Raw genomic sequence first — 18,358 nt, 5'->3', positions numbered from 1 at the left:
TCTCTAATTAACAATATTTTTAAAAATTGTCAACTGTAATAATTAAACTTTCTTTAAGAAATTATATAACTTTATTATATCGTTTAATTAATTTAATGTTTTGCCTAAAATTCAACTAATTTTCTATAAAAATAGTTTGGAAAGTCATTTACAATTTCTACGGTTAATTTATTAATATTTATAATATAATATAATATTATGAAGTCCTGTCCAAGATGTATGAGAGAATTAAAAAAAGTTTTTCATGGCCCACCAAGTGATGAATTAGCTATTGAATCACTAGAAAATGAAATAATCCTTGGAAACTGCTGTACAAACAAGTATAATTATTATTGTGAATACTGTGATGAATTTTTTCAATTATAATTTTCAAAATTTCATAAATAAATTAAAAGAAATTTTATTTATGAATACTATTTTATATGTTTTCAATCTAAATACATAATAGGTTAATAATGAGTATTGAGTTAGTTCTCATAAGAATATTGGAAATTTTAATATACAAAATTGAAATTAAAGCTTATATGAAATACTTATTCAATTAATATTTCAGTCAATGAAAACTTACCCAAACTTGTAAATATAAATTGACCTAAAATGTATTACATTAAAAAATTGAGGTTTAAAATGAGTAAAATAAATTTTAGTAATATTACTGAAATCATAAAACATGATTTAAAAGCATCATTTTCAAATCCAATAGTAATATTAGTATTAGTTGCAATAATTATTCTACCTTCACTTTATGCTCTTCTCAATATCCAAGCATGTTGGGATCCATATGAAAATACTGATGAAGTAGAATTTGCAATAGCTAATCTCGATAATGGGTCAACATTTGAAGGTACCTATTTAAATGTTGGAAATGAAATTGTTAAAGATTTGAAAAATAATACTAAATTTGATTGGAAGTTTGTAACAGAAGAGGAACTACGAAAAGGTGTTCATGATGGTGATTATTATGCGGGAATTATAATACCTAAAAATCTAAGCGAAAATATAGCTTCCATTACATCAGATAATCCAAAACAAGCAAAACTTGAATATCTTGTAAATATTAAATCAAATCCAGTAGCTACAAAATTAACTGATAGTGGTGCGAATACAGTTTATACCACAGTTAATGCAAAAATTGTTCAAATTATAAATCTTGCAGCTTATGGAAAACTCGGAGAACTGCAAGATGGCCTTTCAGCAGGTGCTGGACAATTATATAGTGGTGGAAGTCAACTTTCAGCAGGTGCATCACAAATATCTGCTGGTGCTGGGCAAGTATCTTCTGGAGTGAGCGAAGTTCAAAATGGAGCAAGTCAAGTCCAAAATGGTGCTAATCAAGTACAACAAGGTTCTTCTGCAATTAATCAAGGTGCAAGTGATGTGGAAAAAGGCTCATCATCTATCAAAGAAAGTGCTAGTACTTTAGAACACGGATCACAAGAAATTCAATCAAAAGTGGATCCATCAACACTTCCAGATCCTATGAAAGAATACGTTGAAGGAAATATTAAACTTGCAAATGGAAGTGGAGAATTAGCTAAAGGTTCATCTCAATTAGCAGATGGTTCTGTTAAACTTGCAAATAGTTCATCAAAATTAGCTAATGGAGCTAGTGCTGTTGCAGGTGGTGCAAATCAACTAGCAGGAGGTTCTGTTGAACTTGCTGAAGGATCATTAAGTCTTGCAGCAGGTGCTCAAATGCTTTCAAGTTCTGCATCACAAGCATTATTTTCAGCAGCAGGAGCCCTCAGTTCATCTGCAAACTCACTTTCAAGTGTAACTGGAATTAACGAAAGCGAACTTGGAGATTATTTCTACTCACCAATTAAATTAGATAGACATGAACTTTTCCCAGTACCAGATTATGGATCTGATGTAGCACCATTTTATATTGTATTATCTATGTGGGTAGGTGCTATTATTACATGTGTAATGATTACACCGGGAACAAGCCAAGGGACAAAATATACTCCTCTTGAAATGTATTTTGGTAAAGTGGTATTATTCATAATAATGAGTATACTCCAAGCCGCAGTTACAATAGGTGGAGCTTACCTTTTAGGTATTCATATAGCTAATTCACCATTATTTATCTTCTCAGCAGTATTAGTGTCAGTAATTTTCATGATTCTAGTATATTCAATCATATCTGCATTAGGACAAGTAGGAAAAGGAATAGGAGTTATTCTTTTAGTGCTCCAAATATCTGGAACTGGAGGAATTTATCCAATTGAAATCATGCACAGTTTCTTCCAAACATTATATCCTTACTTACCAATGACATATGCTATTACATTAATACGTGAAGCTCAATTAGGAGTTGTTTGGTCAAATTACATTCCTGCATTAACTATCCTTATTTCAATCGGAATAATTACTATTATTGTAGCATCAATTATCAAACAAAAAGCAGATAAATCCTCCAAATACTTCGAAGAACGTTTAAAAGAAAGTGGATTATTTTAGAAGTTAATTATTAACTTCTATTTCTTATTTTTTTATATAAAACAAATTTTTTTCTTGATTCATACTTCTCATTATAACCATTACTTAAATATCACAATAACCAATATAAAAAAGTATGACTAATAAGAATGTAACATTAATGAGAGGAGAACCTGAAATAGCAGTAAAAAAATTAGCTATACCAATTATGATATCAATGATTTTAACTGCATTATATAATATTATTGACGGTATTTGGGTGGCAGGTCTTGGACCAACAGCAATTGCAGGAATTGGATTTGTAACACCAATATTCATGGTATTAAACGGAGCAAGCGTAGGACTTGGGAACGGAGCTACAAGTAGTATTTCAAGATTCATTGGTGCTAAAAACCATGAAATGGCAAATAAATCTACAGAACATTCATTATTCATTTTTTTAATATCATCAGTTATTTTAACTGTCATTTTTTTAATCATTCAAAAACCATTGCTTGCAAGTTATGGAGCTAATGGGCAGACATTAAATGAAGCAATATCTTATGCTACACCATTGTTTTTAGGTTTAATTGCATTTATGTTTTCAAATGGTTGTAGTGGAATCCTTCGTGGAGAAGGAGACATGAAACGTGCAATGTATGTTGTAATTGCAACAGTCATTTTGAATGCAATATTAGATCCCTTATTTATTTATACATTAGGATTAGGTTCTGCTGGAGCATCTCTTGCAACAATTGTGAGCTCTGCAATTTCAGCAGTGATAATGTTATACTGGATTTTGATTAAAAAAGACACTTATGTTAATATTAATCTTAAAAAATTTAAATTTGACACTAATTTGACAAAAGACATATTAAAAGTTGGAATTCCATCATCACTTGACATGTTAATAATGGCAATTGCAATGTCTATCTTTTTAATTATGATATCAAAAGTTGGAGGAGATTATGGTATTGCTATATTTACATCTGGTCAAAGATTATATTTATTTGCAATAATGCCTCTTACAGCTATTGGATCTGCAGTTATTGCAGTGAGTGGAAGTGCATTTGGTGCTAAAAATGGAGATTACCTTTCAAGAACACATAAATATGGAGCTAAATTCGGATTAGTATTAGGAACTGTGCTTACTTTAATATTAGTACTTTTTGCAAATCAATTAGCAACACTATTTGCATATACTCCAGAAACTGCAAATTTAGTCCCTGGAATCGTCTCATATCTTCAAATTGCATGTCTTTCATTAATAGCAACAGGTATTGGAATGCCTTCAAACTTCTTTTATCAAGGAATAGGAAAAGGAATTTACAGTTTGATGTTTACTATCCTTAGGGAGATAATATTCGTTGTTCCTTTAATCTTTTTATTTGTATATATCTTCAATTTGGATCTTATCGGAATATGGATAGCACTATTCATTGGGAGAGCAACTGCATCCATCTTAAGTTATATCTTCGCAAGATATGAAATCAAACGACAAATAAAAACTTTTGAAAATTAATATTTTCACAACTCTTTTTTCTTTTTTAACCATTACCCAATAACTTATTCTAAAATTTATTTAACCTTTTAAAATTGCTTTAAAAAATAACTTACTAATTTATAAATCTTAAAATTAGATATAAGCAATACAACTTGAAATTAAGAGGTTAAATAATGCCAGAACAAGATTTTATAATAAAAACAAAAATCATACACGAAACATTTGATGATAAAAGAGAAATAAAGTACCAAATCCCTATCCAAAATTTAAAACTAAAACCACATATTCATCAAGAAGGTAGTATTTTTATTACAGAAAATGACGAAATTATTGATTTAGAACTGCAGATAACAAATTTTACCGAAGAAGAACTTGTGAAATACATTGAACTTGCAGAAGCATTGTATGAAACAAATAATAAACATGTTTCAATATACATAATTTGCCCAAATACTGTTGATATTTGTATGAATGAATGTGAAATTAAATCAGAAGCCGATTTTACAATTAGACTAGCTTCAATCACAGAAAATCCTGCACAAATAGTATTAGATATAATAAAAAATAAGCTTAAAAAAGGAGAAAAACTAAATAACAATGATTTACACGCATTATCAATGATGCCAATATTATGTAAAAAAGAAGAAAGAAATTATTTTAGAAAAGAATATTTTAAAATAATTAACACTCTAAATCAACTACTTATTCCATTTTAGAATTGTTTTACCAAAAGTAGAAATATAATCCTTATCAAAAGACTCTTTTAAATCATTTAATGAATTTATTTCACATATATTGGTAACTAATTTTCCTAAATATTCAAAAAGTTTATGGTTTTGTTTGAGAGTTTCAATAACTCCAACAAAATCTTCCCTATCAGAACGACTATTACCCTGAATCGTTAATCCTTTTTCTAAAACCATACGCGTATTAACAGGTACTGGATATTCACTTACACCAAATAAGTTTATTGTACCTTGAGGTCTAATCAAATCAATAATTTGTTCAATAGCTAATTGAGAAGCACTTGAACCTACACATTCAAAAGCATGATCAATTAATAAATCATCTGGAACATTATGAATTTGGTAAGTTTCATCAACAAATGAAAATAAATTAAGATTTTCCAAATGTTTTCCAAAAATAAATACTTTAGAGTCTGGAAATTTCTCTTTTAAGAAAAGTGCAGTAATTAAACCTAAATTACCATCTCCCCAAACACCTAAAACATCTTTCGGAGTGATAGCTATTTCATTAAACTTAGAAATACCTTGATAAGCTACAGTCATTAACTCAATAAATGCTGCAACATGAAAATCAAAATCATCAGGTATTTTAACTATCCTATCAGGTTCTAATTTAATCAAATCTGAAGTAAATCCATCAAATCCACTACCTCTGAACTTAGAACCATATGAATAATTGGCTCTATAAACATCATCACTTTTAGGAGTATTTGGAATCATTACGACTTTATCTCCAGGATTAAATTCACCTGATTCATCAAATACAACTTCACCAATTCCTTCATGAATCAATGCCATAGGTAATTTTTTTTCGAGTACATCAACAGGTCGTGAGCCTTGATAGTATCTTTGATCTGCCTGACAAATTGAAAGATAAGTAGGCCTAACAATAACACCATCTAATTCAATTTCAGAAATTGCCTCTTCAAAGAATTTTGGAGATTTTAACCTATAAACAATATTAATCATTGAATATCCTCAAATAATATATTTGCTAATTTTAAATCATAAGGGTAAGTAATCTTAATATTCGTCACTTCACCATCCACTAGATATACATCTTCATCTTTAAGTGTGAATATTTTACATGCATCTGTAAGTATATTAGATTCTTCTTCTGTTAAACTATTAATTAAGTTAAAAAGTTTCTTTATATTAAAGCTCTGTGGTGTTTGACCTTGATAATAATAATCTCTTACAGGAATACTTTCAATAGTCTTACCATTAATGCTCTCAACAATAGTATCACTAGCAGGAATTACAGTATCACAAGCACCATACCTTCTTGCAGCATCAATATTATCTTCAATAATCCTATGAGTTACAAATGGACGCACAGAATCATGAGTTATAATAATCGAATCATCATCAATACCAAAATGCTCATCAATATAGTTAATACTATTCATTAATGTATCATTTCTTGTTTTACCACCTTCAATGACAATAATATTCTCTTTATATGAGATATACTCATCAATTAGGTGATTAGTGTGATTGATAAAATTTTTAGGTGTTAAAACAATTATTTTATCAATTTTATCGTTTATAACAAACTTTTCAATAGTATGAATGATAACAGGTTTGTTTCCTAATGTTAAAAATTGCTTAGGAGTGTCTGTTCCTCCCATTCTTGAACCTATTCCACCAGCTAAAATTGCTGCAAAAATCATTTAAAATTACTCCTTTTCAAATATTATAATATAATGAGTGTTACCTTCCCCACTCTCTGGACCCATTTCTTCATTCAGATAACTTTTTTTAAAGCCATGATTATTAAAAAGTTCTTCCAATTCCTCTGGAGAACATTTAATTTCAAGTGAAGGTCCAAATGGCAATTCAATAGGTCTAAAATCCATAATAGCAATTTTACCTTCATTTTTAATTAAACGAGAAAATTCCTTAATAACAGCATCACGATGAGAATCTTCTGTAAATCCATGAAATACATTAAGCATTAATAAAACATCAATAGAATTATCTTCAACACTAGAAACTCCTTTTGAAATATCTGCTTCAATGTTAATTAAATTTTCAATAGAATTATCTTTTTTATATGATTCCATCTCTTTAATAGCTCCATCATAATTATCTACTGCATAAACAAAACCATCAGGAAGATAATCTTGAAGGGCTTTTTTAGAGATATATCCATCACCACAACCAACATCCATAAAGACTTCATTTCCTTTAAGATTTAACTCATTTAAAATTTCATCTGAATCTAAAAACTTTGCACTTGATTTGCCATGATGTCTATGCTCCATAATTATCACATTAAAAATTTCTAAATAATATTCTCTGAAAAATAGTATTTAATAATTTTCAAAAAAAAAGAACAATTATAAAATTAACATTTAATAAAAAAATACTGAAATAAAAAAAAGTAGCGAATATTATGGATTGTCAAAGATAATTATAAATTTTTAAAAAAAAGTTTTAAGAGATTTTATTAGCTATTCTTCTAATAAAATAATGTTTTCAGGATTTATTTTTAAATACTTTGGAACTTCAAATTCATGACTGTAAATCTGCTTATCTACTTTCCACCATAACCCGTTTTTTAATGTTATTTCCCACTCAAAAGGCATTTCTAATACTGATGAATTTATAACTTCAATCGCATTAACATCACCTTCTTCACAAGGATAAAAATCATGGGCTCTTATTCCAACATGAGAAATATTTTGTGAAATCTTTTTAGATACTTCAAGTATAATTCCCCAATCTAAAGCTTTGAGATGATAATCATCAATTATTTTAATTTTAGAAATATTTTTACAGCCTGTAAGCTTAGCAACCTGAACTTTTTTTGGATTTTCAAATATGTCATAAGTATTTCCTTTTGCAATGATTTTACCTTCATCCAATATTAAAAGTTCATCACAAAATTGGAATGCTTCATCACGATCATGAGTTACTAAAATTGAAAGTCCATCAAAATCTTTTAATAAATTAACAAGTTCAAGGCGTAATCGTTCTTTTAATACAGTATCCATAGCACTGAAAGGCTCATCCAATAACATAACATCAGGACCATAAGCTAATATACGAGCTAAAGCTACTCTTTGCTGTTGACCTCCAGATAATTGTCTAGGATATCTATTTTCTAAACCTTCTAAACGAAAACGTTTAATCATATCATTCACAATTTTTTTATCTTGATTTTTAGATAAACCTGCAGCAACATTTTCTTCAACTGTCATGTTTGGAAATAACGCATAATTCTGAAATAAGTAACCCACATTCCTATCTTGAGGTTTTAAATTAATTTTTTTATTAGAATCATAATAAATTGTTTCCCCATCAGTAGTTAAACTTACAATACCCTTATCTGGATCTACAACACCTGCAATAGACTTTAATGTCATACTCTTACCACAACCAGAAGGACCCAGAATGCCTAAACAACCTTTTTTTAATTCAAAATCAATATCTAAGTCAAATTCTTTAAGTTCTTTATGAATATCTACCTTTAACAATTTATTACTCATAATCTATTCCCCATAACATGAAAAAATATAAAAAAAGATATGTCTATTTTCAATATTAATTTATTTCCATTGTTTCTCTTTACGTATAGAAACATAATCCATAATGAAAATAGCTATAAATGCAATAATAACAATGAATATTACATAATTAAATGCCTCTCCCATATTACCTGCTGCTACTTCCGAATAAACAGCCATAGGGAGAGTTCTTGTTTGTCCTGCAATATTACCTGCAATCATAGCAGTAGCACCAAACTCACCTAAACCACGAGCATAAGCAAGAATTCCTCCACCAATGATTCCTGGTAATGAATTTGCAAATAAGACTTTCCAAAATATTTTCCACTCAGACATACCTAATGTACGACCAGCATCCAATAAATTAGAATCAACTTGTTCAAATGCACTCCTAGCAGAACGATACATTAAAGGAAAAGACATGACTACTGCAGCAATAACAGTTGCAGACCATGAAAATGCTATTTTCACAGAAAAGAAATCTATGAGGAATTTACCTATAAGACCTCTAACCCCAAAAATATATAGTAAAAAGAACCCAACAACAGTAGGTGGCAATACAATCGGGAGTGTGAAAACACCATCAAGGAAAATTTTTATTGAGTCATTTTTAATTTTAACGATAGCCCAAGCACTAATTAAACCTAAAAAAAAGGTTATGAATATTGATAAACTTGCAGTTTTCATTGAAATTAAAATAGGTGACCAATCCATCATGTATAATCTCCTTTACATTTAATTATTATATATATTCATACTAAAATATCAATCTATTTATGAATAGTGAATCCATATTCAACAAATACATCTTGAGCTTCTGGAGTTTGTAAGAACTCAACGAATTTGTTTGCAGCATCAGCATGTTCTGAGTCTTTAAGTGGAGCTACAGGATAAACAATATCTTTTAAAGAATCTTCAGGAGCTTCAGCAATTACTTTAACATCATCACTAGATTTAGCATCAGTAGTATATACAAGACCACATTCAGCAGATCCTTGAGCTACTTGGTTTAATACAGCAGTTACATCAGTAGCTAAAGATAATTTAGATTCAACATCATCCCAAATACCAAGATTGTGTAATGATTCATTAGCATATTGTCCAGCAGGAACAGATTCAGGATCACCAATAGCAATATTACCTTCTACATTTTTTAAATCTTCAAATGAAGTCATGTTAGAATTTGAATCAGCAGGCACAATTAAAACAAGTTTATTTTCTAAAGTTTTTACATTAGAACTATTATCAATGTAACCTTCTTCAATTAAAGCATCCATTTGTTTATTACCTGCAGACATAAATACATCTGCTTTTAAACCATTTTCAATTTGTTTTTGTAAATCCCCACTAGAAGCATAAGTAGGAGTGACATTTACACCAGGATTTTTTTCTTCAAACATAGGAATTAATTTTTCATCATATACATTTTTTAAACTAGCTGCAGCAGCTAATTGAATTTCTTGTCCATTAGAGTCATCACTAGCAGTAGTAGTGGTAGTAGTACCTAAAGAACCAGTAGCATATGCACCTGCAGCAATAATAATTACTACTACAATAATTGCAATAGCTAAATTTTTAAAAGATTTCATAATTATACACCTTTAATTAAATTTACTAATACTCTCAGAATAAATTATTAAACTAATCAACAACAAAGAATAATATCCGATATACATTCAATAATTCTTCGTCCATTAAAATTACTTATAATGAGATTGCGACATGCAATTAATTAAATAATAATTATAATGTTTCCAATAATCATAAATTAGAAATTCTGAGTAGCAATTATAATTTAAGCATATGATGACATATAAATGTTTTCATATCGAACTAAACTAATTCACATCGAGCTAAAATTACCCATATTACTTTTAATATTCAATTACATCATGATTTAGAAAATAAGATACTTTTTTCTTTAAATAACGCAATTTCTTAAAGAAATATTCAATAAAAACTAGTTTTATAATCAATATATAAATTTAATACGTTTTCATAAAAAATAATAGGAAATGAATCCTATTTACTTAATCTTTTTGAAATACCATGAAATTATGAGATTTACCTTCAGGAATATTCTCACCAATTTCTTCATTTAAATAAATCATTTTGAGACCATGATTATTGAAAAATTCTTCTAATTCTTCTGGAGAACTTCTAAATGCAGTTGGCGGTCCATTTGGAACATCCCATGCTTTATAATCCATGATAGCGATTTTACCATCTTTTTTAATAATTCTTTTAAATTCTTCTATAGCCTCATCAATAGTTCTTGAAGCTTTAAATCCATGAAATACATTAACCATCAAAACAACATCAATAGATTCATCCTCAACACCCGGAATTCCTTTAGGGATATCTGCTTCAATGTTAATTAAATTCTTAACATTATTTTCATTTTTATATGTTTCCATGTCTTCAATAGATGCATCATAAACATCAACTGCATAAACAGTACCATTTGGAAGATAATCCTCAATTACTTTTATTGCAATGTGACCATCTCCACATCCAGCATCCATGAATGTTTCATTGCCTTTAAGATTTAATTCATTTAAAATCTCATCAGAATCTAAAAAATGCACACTTGAAAATCCATGAGCCCTATGTCCATTCATAAATATATCACCAAATAATTATCTTTAAAAAATAGTATTTAATAGTTTTCAATATGATGATATATACATAACATTAAAAAATAGTTAAAATAATAAAAAAAGATTTAAGAGGATTATTTTTTCCAAGTTTGTTTAACTCCTCTTCCTCTTTTACTACCAGGTTTGGTATAACTCCTTTTTTGTCTAGTTCTTCTGTTAGTTCCTTTAACTTTAGCCATATTTTCCCCTCCCTTCAATTTGATAATAAAAATATTAGAATTATATCTATAACATAAAAATATTTGTTTTTAAAATATTTAAAGGTTTTCTTTATGTAGTATATTCAGCATTAATTTTAACATAATCATATGTTAAATCACAACCCCAAGCTGTCGCCTCACCATCACCTAAATTCATCTCAATATTAACTTTAACATTTTTTGATTGCATTACCTTTTCAGCCCTTTCAAGATTTGAAGTATTCTCAAATGCTAAAATTTCACCATCACAAACAAGATCCACTTCATCTGCATCATTTGCAATAGCTATTGTTACAATATCTGGATTTAAATCACAGCCAGAATAACCTATTGCAGACACTATTCTCCCCCAATTTGGATCTCCACCAAATACTGCAGATTTAAATAAACTTGAGGATATAATTGATTTTGCAGCTAATTTCGCATCATTTTCATTTTTTGCACCGTAAACATTAGCTTCAATGAATTTAGTAGCTCCTTCACCATCATGAGCCATTTTTTTAGCTAAATCAACACAAACATAATTTAAAGCTTCTTGGAAATTAGAGTCTAACTTGCCATCTTTTACAACTTCAACATTAGATGCTCCATTTGCCATCATCAAACATGTATCATTAGTACTCTCATCACCATCAACAACAATCATATTAAAACTAATATCTGCAGATTTCTTTAATGCTTTTTTAATTTCATCAGATGGAACCACAGCATCAGTCACAATAAAAGAAAGCATAGTCCCCATATTTGGAGCAATCATACCACTTCCCTTAGTGATACCTGCAATTTTAACTGTTTCACCAGTTGTTAATGTAACTTCAACTGCACATTCTTTCGGAAATGTGTCAGTTGTCATAATAGCTTTTGCAGCTGCAAGAGAATCTTCAGGAGAATTTCCCAATTTTGAAAGTGATTCATAAGCGACTTTAGAAATAATATCCATAGGCATTTCACGACCAATAACACCTGTTGAAGAAATAGCAATTTCATCTTTAGGCACATTCAAGTCATTAGATACTAATTCAACTAATGTTTCACAATCTTTTAAACCTTGTTTACCCGTAAAACAATTAGCATTACCACTATTTACAAAAACAGCTGAAATAATTCCTTTTTTAAGTACATTTTTAGTATATTTAACTGGAGCTGCAACTACTTTATTAGAAGTAAAAACTGCAGATGCAGTACTGTTTGGTGAATAAATAATTGTAACACCAAATTTACCTTCACGTGCTCCAGATACTTTAAGATTTTCTATAACAGAAAATCCTCCATTCAAATCTTTAATAAACTCCATAAAAATCACAAATTAATTAATATGATGGTTCAACCGTAACATTCAATTCATTTAAAGTGTCATTATTATTATAATCAACACCATCCACTTCAGCATCATAAGTTAAATTAGTAACATTATCTAAATTGGTAGTCATTTCTTCTGTAACATTTTCCCAATGAGTATCCTCATCACTTTCAAATGTTAATGATATCCCACTTCCCACACCCACAACAAATGCAACTAAAGCTAAAATAATGAGAAATACAGTAATATTGCCCCATTTCCTTTGTTTACGTGATTGGAAAGTAGGTTTAAATTTAGGTGCTTTTCTTTTATTAGATCTCCTTGAACGATTATTATTTGGAGAAAATAAAACCCTCTTATCATCTTTTTTTCTACTCATATTACTTCACTTCTTTATTTGTTAAGCTACAAATGCATAAATTAAAGCTATTATAACACCTATGAAACTAAACATCCCAAGTCCTAAAATAGACATTAAAAATGTAAATATAAATACAAATGCAAAAACTCCAATCAATTTAGCTTTTTCATTTTCTATTAAATTGATTAAAGTCCTTGTAAATTCAGATGGAATATTATATGCATATAATCCATTTGCTAATTCAAATACAACTAAAGACAATGGTGAAACTGCTTTTAAATCATCAACAAGTTGTGCTCTTTCACCTGCCTCTCTTCTACTTCTACCTACTCCAGCTCTTATCTTAGCACCATTATCAAGTGCAAACCATGCTGCATCAAGTCCCGCACGTATTGCTAAGTCTTTAGATGGGAATTTTGCAATAAAATCATCCCCTCCTTCACGATAACCTTCTAATTCACCATTGCATTCTCTTTCAATGAAATTTTTAATACCGGTCATTAACTCAACAAGTTTATTACGACCATTTTTATCTATGAACTTAGTAGAATCAATTAAATCAATGAATAAATAATTTTCCAAATTCATTGGCCTTGATTCTTGAAGTAAAAATGGAGAATCAAAAACAAGGGCATATTCACCACCTAATTTAGTAAATGCAATACCTGGAAAACTACCCACATTTTGAGTATAATGAATCGCTCTTTCAATTGATGCTGCACCAGTCATTCCAACAGCAGAAATCACTTGAATTCCTTCAGATAACCCAATACCAATTAATTCAATAGCTACACGAATCGCATCATTTTTACTTAACATTTTAGCAACCAGTTCTGTAGCAGTTTTTTCTACAACTTCCCCTCTTTCATTTTCAATTATTTTTACAAAAACATTGATTAAATGAGAAGCATCTGGAAGTTCAATGTAGAAATAACGATCATTACCCATGATAATATTACTTACTAAAGCATATTCCTCAATTCTATCTTCAGCAGGCTTCAATTCATAAAAATTATAATCTTTTGGAAGATTTTCACCACCAACATCACGAATCAAATTTTCCAAAATGGAATCTGATGTTATTTTTGCTTTATCAAGTTCAAAAAGGATAGTTTGAGTGTAATTAAATAATTCCACATATTCCGTTTCAAGTGAATTTGTTGGGAAAAATTTAGTCCCAATAGAAATTGGATTTAAATTAGTAATTAATTTAATTAAAGACTTGGTTAATAAATTAACCATCTAAACCTCCTCCCTTTTCAAGGTCTATTTCAAAATCACCAGGTTTTTCTAAAAGCATATCTGGTTTTACTGAAACAAATGGGAATTTCCAAGATCCAAGTCTCCCAGCTATTGTACTTGCAATATTCCTTGAATTTCTTTTAATGAATACTTCATCATTGCTACATACACGAACTGAAATATTATATGGTGCATACTCAGTTACCTCATCAGCCAGCATGATATTTAATTCAAAACTACCTGGTTTAGTAAATAAATCATTTCTAACTGCAATTAATGGTTTTTTTTCAAGCCCTAATCTATCTGCAACAGTAACTGAAATATTACCTGCATTCTTAACAGCTATTTTATAATCCCTAGGATGTACTAATACAAAAATCACATAAGGTGCAGCTATTTCAACATCATCAACCATTTCTACAATTTTATTAAATAATGGAATTTTAGCAAAGACATTTTCAAGTTTAGATTCCGTGTTATTTTCATTATCAATACGAATAATAGCTTGTTTAGCAATATTTAATGGGGAAATTTCCAAACCTTCCTTACCCTCATAAATTTCCCATTTTTTAAATTTTAATTCTTTTATAATTTCATCACATATGTTCTGAAGGATATTTTTATCTTTTTTAACTTTCTTAGGCTTACCAAATGTGAGTCTATTATTTTCAATTATAAATGGAATTCTCATAGAAGCAATATTCCTAAATTCAGCAACATAATCTCTAAATTTATCATTTGACAATACTTTTGCATTTTCACGTGAAGCAATATCTAAAATGAAATGATCTGCATCGTTACCTGGTGGGACTTCTTCTACATTATCACTTTCCAATAATTTTAAAAATGTTTCTTTATCATCAATATCATGACGAAGTGATGCATCTGCTATAATTACAAACTCATCTTCTCCTTCTTCTAGTGCCTTAACAGCTGCAAGTATATTGGACATTTGAGGTTGTCCCATTTCATTTTTAACACTAAATGCCACATTAGAAGCATCTACAACCACTTTCATAATATCACCTAACTAATCTAATCCAGTTAATATATCTTTGTATTCAATTATTTAAATTTACTTTATAACACATTTTTTGCATATTTTCCAAATAAAAATCTTTCTCCACCGACATTATTAAGAAAAATTTCTATTTCATCATCCGTAATATTGTAAGTTATATAAGAATTGTTTATTCTACCTCTAAGCTTTTTAGAAGAAAGAGAACCTGCATTAACCACAATAGTGTTATTTAATTTCCATATATTTGGAACATGCTTATGTCCAGATACTACTAAATCAACTTCATGAGTTGTTAATGTTTTTAAAACATCACCTGCATCAGATAAAACATTACGTTCACGCCCAGTTTGAGGAATAGAAATTATATGATGGTGTAAAGCAACAATAGAGAAATTTTCATTAACCACACATTCATCTAATTGATGTTCTAACCACATATGTTGAGGACCACCAATACGTCCTTTACTTTCATCAGGTGAACTACTATCCAAACCAATAACAGTTAAATTGTCATCCATAGTTAATTTCCAACTACGTTCACCAACCAACTCTTCAAAAGATTGATAACCTAAATTTTTAGAATCATGATTTCCAGGAACTGCAAATAATGGAGCTTCAAACATCTTTAAATATTCAGTTGCCATTTGAAACTCAGCATAATAACCATCATTAGTTATATCCCCAGTTAAAATAATCATGTCCGGCTGCAAATTATTAATTTCCCCAACAGCCTTAATGAACATATCTTCATCAAATTCATTTTCACAAATGTGTAAATCCGAAATATGTGCAATAAGAGTCATTTTATCTATTGATTTAATTTCATAATAGCTTCTGCAAGGTCACCTTTGCATTCTTCAAGTGCAGATCTTGCTTCATCTGCTGAAACTCCTGCACTATTAGCTACCATTTCGATGTCCTCATCTGGAATTTCGATTTCATAATCAAGTTCTACTTCACGAGCCTTACCTTCAATTTGATAAGTTTCTTGCCCCATTACACTCATTAGACTTACACTAGGTTCATCAATGACCAATTCTTTTTCATCAAAACGGATAATAACTTCACGAACTCCATCAAGATCTTCCATTTTCATACCCATTTTTTTCATTTGCCTTTCCATCTGTTTCATTTGTTTTTTATTCATACCTGGTATCATAATAGAACCCTCATAAAATTAGATTATTTATAATTATATTATTTATTATAATTAAAATTTGCTTAAAATACACTAAAAAAAAAATAAAAGTTTAAAAAAAAGAAAAAAATTAGTTGGTAAATCCATAACCTTCAGTTTCAAATGTCTTTACAACATCTTTTAAAACTTCAGGAATATTAATCTCTTGCGGACATTCTTCAATACATAACTCACATTTTGTACAATCTGAAGCAATTCCCGCACCAGGAATCTTTGAATAGTTTACATAAGCATTTCCTATAGGAGACCATTCATTTTCACCAAGGATTTTTTCTTTATTGTATAAATCAAAGATTTTTGCAATATCAATACTTTCACTACAAGAATCAACGCAATATCTGCATTTTGTACAATCCACTGTAATATTAGCATTAATAATCTCTGAAACTTCACTAATAACTTCTAATTCTTTATCATTAAGTGGAGTTGCATTTTTAAACTCAGCAATGTTTTCTTCAATTTGTTCAAGGCTACTTGAACCAGTTAAAACTAAAAAAACTCCTTCTAAATTAGCTACAAATCTCATTGCCCAAGATGTAATTGATTTATCAGGATTACATTCTTTCATTATTTGTTCTGCTTTGTCAGGAACATCTGCTAAAAAACCACCTTTATATGCTTCCATTACCATTACTGGTTTATTGTGTTTTCTTGCAACTTCCCAACATTTTCTAGATTCAATTCCTTCATCTTCCCAATCAAGATAATTGAGTTGTAACAATACAAATTCAACTTCTGGATGGAGTGTTAATATATTATCTAAAAATTCAGCATTACCATGAGTAGACAATCCTAGATGCTTAATGTATCCTTCTTCTTTTTTCTTCTTTGCAAATGAAAATGAATCAACATCTAACCATCCTTTTTCAGAATACCCACTTACATTATGCATCAGATAATAATCAAAATATTCAACACCACACCTTTCAAGTTGCTCGGAAAAAATTGGTTCAAGTTGTGATTCCTCAGTGATTGCAAAAGTAGGTAATTTATCAAAAACTTTAAAAGAATCTCGTGGATATCTCTCAACAAGACATTTTTTTAAAGCTACTTCACTTACTCCTTCATGGTAAGGATAAGCTGTATCAAAACAATTGAAGCCAGCTTCCATTAATACATCAACCATCTTTGAAACTTGATCAAAATCCACACTTGAAAAGTCATTTTCATCTAAAATTGGGAGCCTCATCATACCTAATCCTAATTCTACCATTGTAATACCTCATTAAAATATAATAAAAAAAAAATAAATATATTATATGTTCATATTATTTATTAAATTTTTTCTCTCATTTACTAAATCCACAACAAAAATTGTAAGAACAACCAACATTCTTAACAAAAAAGATAATATACCTTTTTATTCATTTTACATTAATTGTCCCATGAAAATATATTTAAATAAACTTTTTAATAATAGTCACTATGACAATTAAACGTTGCAATTGGGTAAGTGATGAAGAAATATACATCAAATACCATGATGAAGAATGGGGAGTTCCAAAACATGATGATCAGGAATTATTTGAAATGCTTGTTTTAGAATCATTTCAAGCAGGTCTTTCTTGGATTACGATACTTAAAAAAAGAGAAAACTTTAAAATAGCCTTTGATGAGTTTGATTATAGAAAAATATCCAAATATGGTGAAGATAAAATTGAAGAATTACGAGCAAATGAAGGCATTATCCGCCATAAAGGTAAAATAACTGCTACAATTAATAATGCAAAAATATTTATGGAAATTCAAGAAGAATTCGGTAGTTTTAACAATTATATTTGGGGATTTACCAATGGAAATATAATCAAAGCAGAGTTTAAAACTGAATCTGAATTATCTAAAACTATTTCTAAAGATTTAAAAAAGCGTGGGATGAAATTTGTAGGACCTACAATCATTTATTCATATCTTGAATCCATTGGCATTATCAATAATCATCAGGAAAATTGTTTTTTATTTAGCAAAACTGATTAAAATAAGCAGTTGATATAGATTAACTAATAAAGAATATCTTCCTTATGACTTATATGTTGAATTTTAAGTTTTATACATGATTAAAACTAAGAAGCATATAATAAATTATTAAATTAACAGCCGATTATTTGCTAATTCTAGTTTGAATTAAAATTTAAAAAATAAGGCTTTGTAGAAATCCTTATTTTTCTTGAATTTGTGTTGTTCTGTAAATGTTGT

19 protein-coding genes are annotated in these 18,358 nt (G+C 29.1%); 5 read left to right on the top strand and 14 right to left on the bottom strand.

Annotated elements, in window-relative coordinates:
* The first annotated feature begins 198 nt into the window (after positions 1 to 198).
* From ACI389_RS06845 to ACI389_RS06830, 4 genes are all read left to right on the top strand, one after another.
* Positions 199 to 366, top strand: a complete 168-nt coding sequence (locus ACI389_RS06845) for a hypothetical protein (protein WP_439780793.1) — start codon at positions 199 to 201, stop codon at positions 364 to 366.
* Positions 367 to 627: 261 nt separating this feature from the next.
* Complete coding sequence (locus ACI389_RS06840) at positions 628 to 2,463, top strand: YhgE/Pip family protein (protein WP_439780792.1); 1,836 nt, start codon at positions 628 to 630, stop codon at positions 2,461 to 2,463.
* Positions 2,464 to 2,578: 115 nt separating this feature from the next.
* Complete coding sequence (locus ACI389_RS06835; RefSeq protein ID WP_439780791.1) at positions 2,579 to 3,943, top strand: MATE family efflux transporter; 1,365 nt, start codon at positions 2,579 to 2,581, stop codon at positions 3,941 to 3,943.
* A 155-nt stretch (positions 3,944 to 4,098) separates the two neighbouring features.
* On the top strand, positions 4,099 to 4,641 hold the full coding sequence (locus ACI389_RS06830) for a hypothetical protein (RefSeq protein ID WP_439780790.1): 543 nt from the start codon (positions 4,099 to 4,101) through the stop codon (positions 4,639 to 4,641).
* Here the strand turns inward: ACI389_RS06830 and ACI389_RS06825 are convergent.
* The 14 genes from ACI389_RS06825 to ACI389_RS06760 form a co-directional block, all read right to left on the bottom strand.
* Entirely contained in the window at positions 4,624 to 5,640 is a 1,017-nt protein-coding gene (locus tag ACI389_RS06825) for an alcohol dehydrogenase catalytic domain-containing protein (RefSeq protein WP_439780789.1), read from the bottom strand. The two genes, ACI389_RS06830 and ACI389_RS06825, sit on opposite strands and share 18 nt — an antisense overlap.
* Positions 5,637 to 6,344: an IspD/TarI family cytidylyltransferase gene (locus ACI389_RS06820; RefSeq protein WP_439780788.1), complete on the bottom strand. Its 708-nt coding sequence runs from the start codon at positions 6,342 to 6,344 to the stop codon at positions 5,637 to 5,639. Before ACI389_RS06820 ends, ACI389_RS06825 begins: the two co-directional genes overlap by 4 nt.
* 6 nt (positions 6,345 to 6,350) lie before the next feature.
* Complete coding sequence (locus ACI389_RS06815; RefSeq protein ID WP_439780787.1) at positions 6,351 to 6,938, bottom strand: class I SAM-dependent methyltransferase; 588 nt, start codon at positions 6,936 to 6,938, stop codon at positions 6,351 to 6,353.
* A gap of 189 nt (positions 6,939 to 7,127) precedes the next feature.
* A complete protein-coding gene (locus tag ACI389_RS06810; protein ID WP_439780786.1) occupies positions 7,128 to 8,165 on the bottom strand; it encodes a sulfate/molybdate ABC transporter ATP-binding protein in 1,038 nt (345 codons plus the stop codon).
* Positions 8,166 to 8,225: 60 nt separating this feature from the next.
* Positions 8,226 to 8,900, bottom strand: coding sequence for a molybdate ABC transporter permease subunit (modB, locus tag ACI389_RS06805; protein WP_439780785.1), 675 nt, complete (start codon positions 8,898 to 8,900; stop codon positions 8,226 to 8,228).
* Between the two features lie 53 nt (positions 8,901 to 8,953).
* Positions 8,954 to 9,772, bottom strand: coding sequence for a molybdate ABC transporter substrate-binding protein (gene modA / locus ACI389_RS06800; RefSeq protein ID WP_439780784.1), 819 nt, complete (start codon positions 9,770 to 9,772; stop codon positions 8,954 to 8,956).
* A 441-nt stretch (positions 9,773 to 10,213) separates the two neighbouring features.
* Positions 10,214 to 10,804, bottom strand: coding sequence for a class I SAM-dependent methyltransferase (locus ACI389_RS06795; RefSeq protein ID WP_439780783.1), 591 nt, complete (start codon positions 10,802 to 10,804; stop codon positions 10,214 to 10,216).
* A gap of 309 nt (positions 10,805 to 11,113) precedes the next feature.
* On the bottom strand, positions 11,114 to 12,337 hold the full coding sequence (argJ, locus tag ACI389_RS06790) for a bifunctional ornithine acetyltransferase/N-acetylglutamate synthase (protein ID WP_439780782.1): 1,224 nt from the start codon (positions 12,335 to 12,337) through the stop codon (positions 11,114 to 11,116).
* Between the two features lie 16 nt (positions 12,338 to 12,353).
* On the bottom strand, positions 12,354 to 12,722 hold the full coding sequence (locus ACI389_RS06785) for a hypothetical protein (RefSeq protein ID WP_439780781.1): 369 nt from the start codon (positions 12,720 to 12,722) through the stop codon (positions 12,354 to 12,356).
* Between the two features lie 21 nt (positions 12,723 to 12,743).
* Positions 12,744 to 13,946, bottom strand: coding sequence for a hypothetical protein (locus tag ACI389_RS06780; RefSeq protein ID WP_439780780.1), 1,203 nt, complete (start codon positions 13,944 to 13,946; stop codon positions 12,744 to 12,746).
* Positions 13,939 to 14,964: an NYN domain-containing protein gene (locus tag ACI389_RS06775; protein ID WP_439780779.1), complete on the bottom strand. Its 1,026-nt coding sequence runs from the start codon at positions 14,962 to 14,964 to the stop codon at positions 13,939 to 13,941. Before ACI389_RS06775 ends, ACI389_RS06780 begins: the two co-directional genes overlap by 8 nt.
* Positions 14,965 to 15,026: 62 nt before the next feature.
* Positions 15,027 to 15,770 (bottom strand): metallophosphoesterase family protein, encoded by a 744-nt coding sequence (locus tag ACI389_RS06770; protein WP_439780778.1) that lies wholly within the window; start codon positions 15,768 to 15,770, stop codon positions 15,027 to 15,029.
* Positions 15,771 to 15,775: 5 nt separating this feature from the next.
* Positions 15,776 to 16,126, bottom strand: coding sequence for a nascent polypeptide-associated complex protein (locus ACI389_RS06765; RefSeq protein WP_439780777.1), 351 nt, complete (start codon positions 16,124 to 16,126; stop codon positions 15,776 to 15,778).
* 109 nt (positions 16,127 to 16,235) lie between these two features.
* Positions 16,236 to 17,378 carry an aldo/keto reductase gene (locus ACI389_RS06760; protein ID WP_439780776.1) on the bottom strand — a complete coding sequence of 381 codons (1,143 nt, stop codon included), beginning with the start codon at positions 17,376 to 17,378 and terminating at the stop codon, positions 16,236 to 16,238.
* A gap of 212 nt (positions 17,379 to 17,590) precedes the next feature.
* Between ACI389_RS06760 and ACI389_RS06755 the strand changes: the two genes are divergently transcribed.
* Positions 17,591 to 18,139: a DNA-3-methyladenine glycosylase I gene (locus tag ACI389_RS06755; RefSeq protein WP_439780775.1), complete on the top strand. Its 549-nt coding sequence runs from the start codon at positions 17,591 to 17,593 to the stop codon at positions 18,137 to 18,139.
* Positions 18,140 to 18,358: the final 219 nt, after the last annotated feature.

The sequence above is a fragment of the Methanobrevibacter sp. genome, from assembly GCF_051877095.1.
Classification (GTDB): Archaea; Methanobacteriota; Methanobacteria; order Methanobacteriales; family Methanobacteriaceae; genus Methanocatella.
The sequence above is the reverse complement of the archived record's forward strand: the minus strand, read 5'-3'. Positions and strand labels throughout refer to the sequence as shown.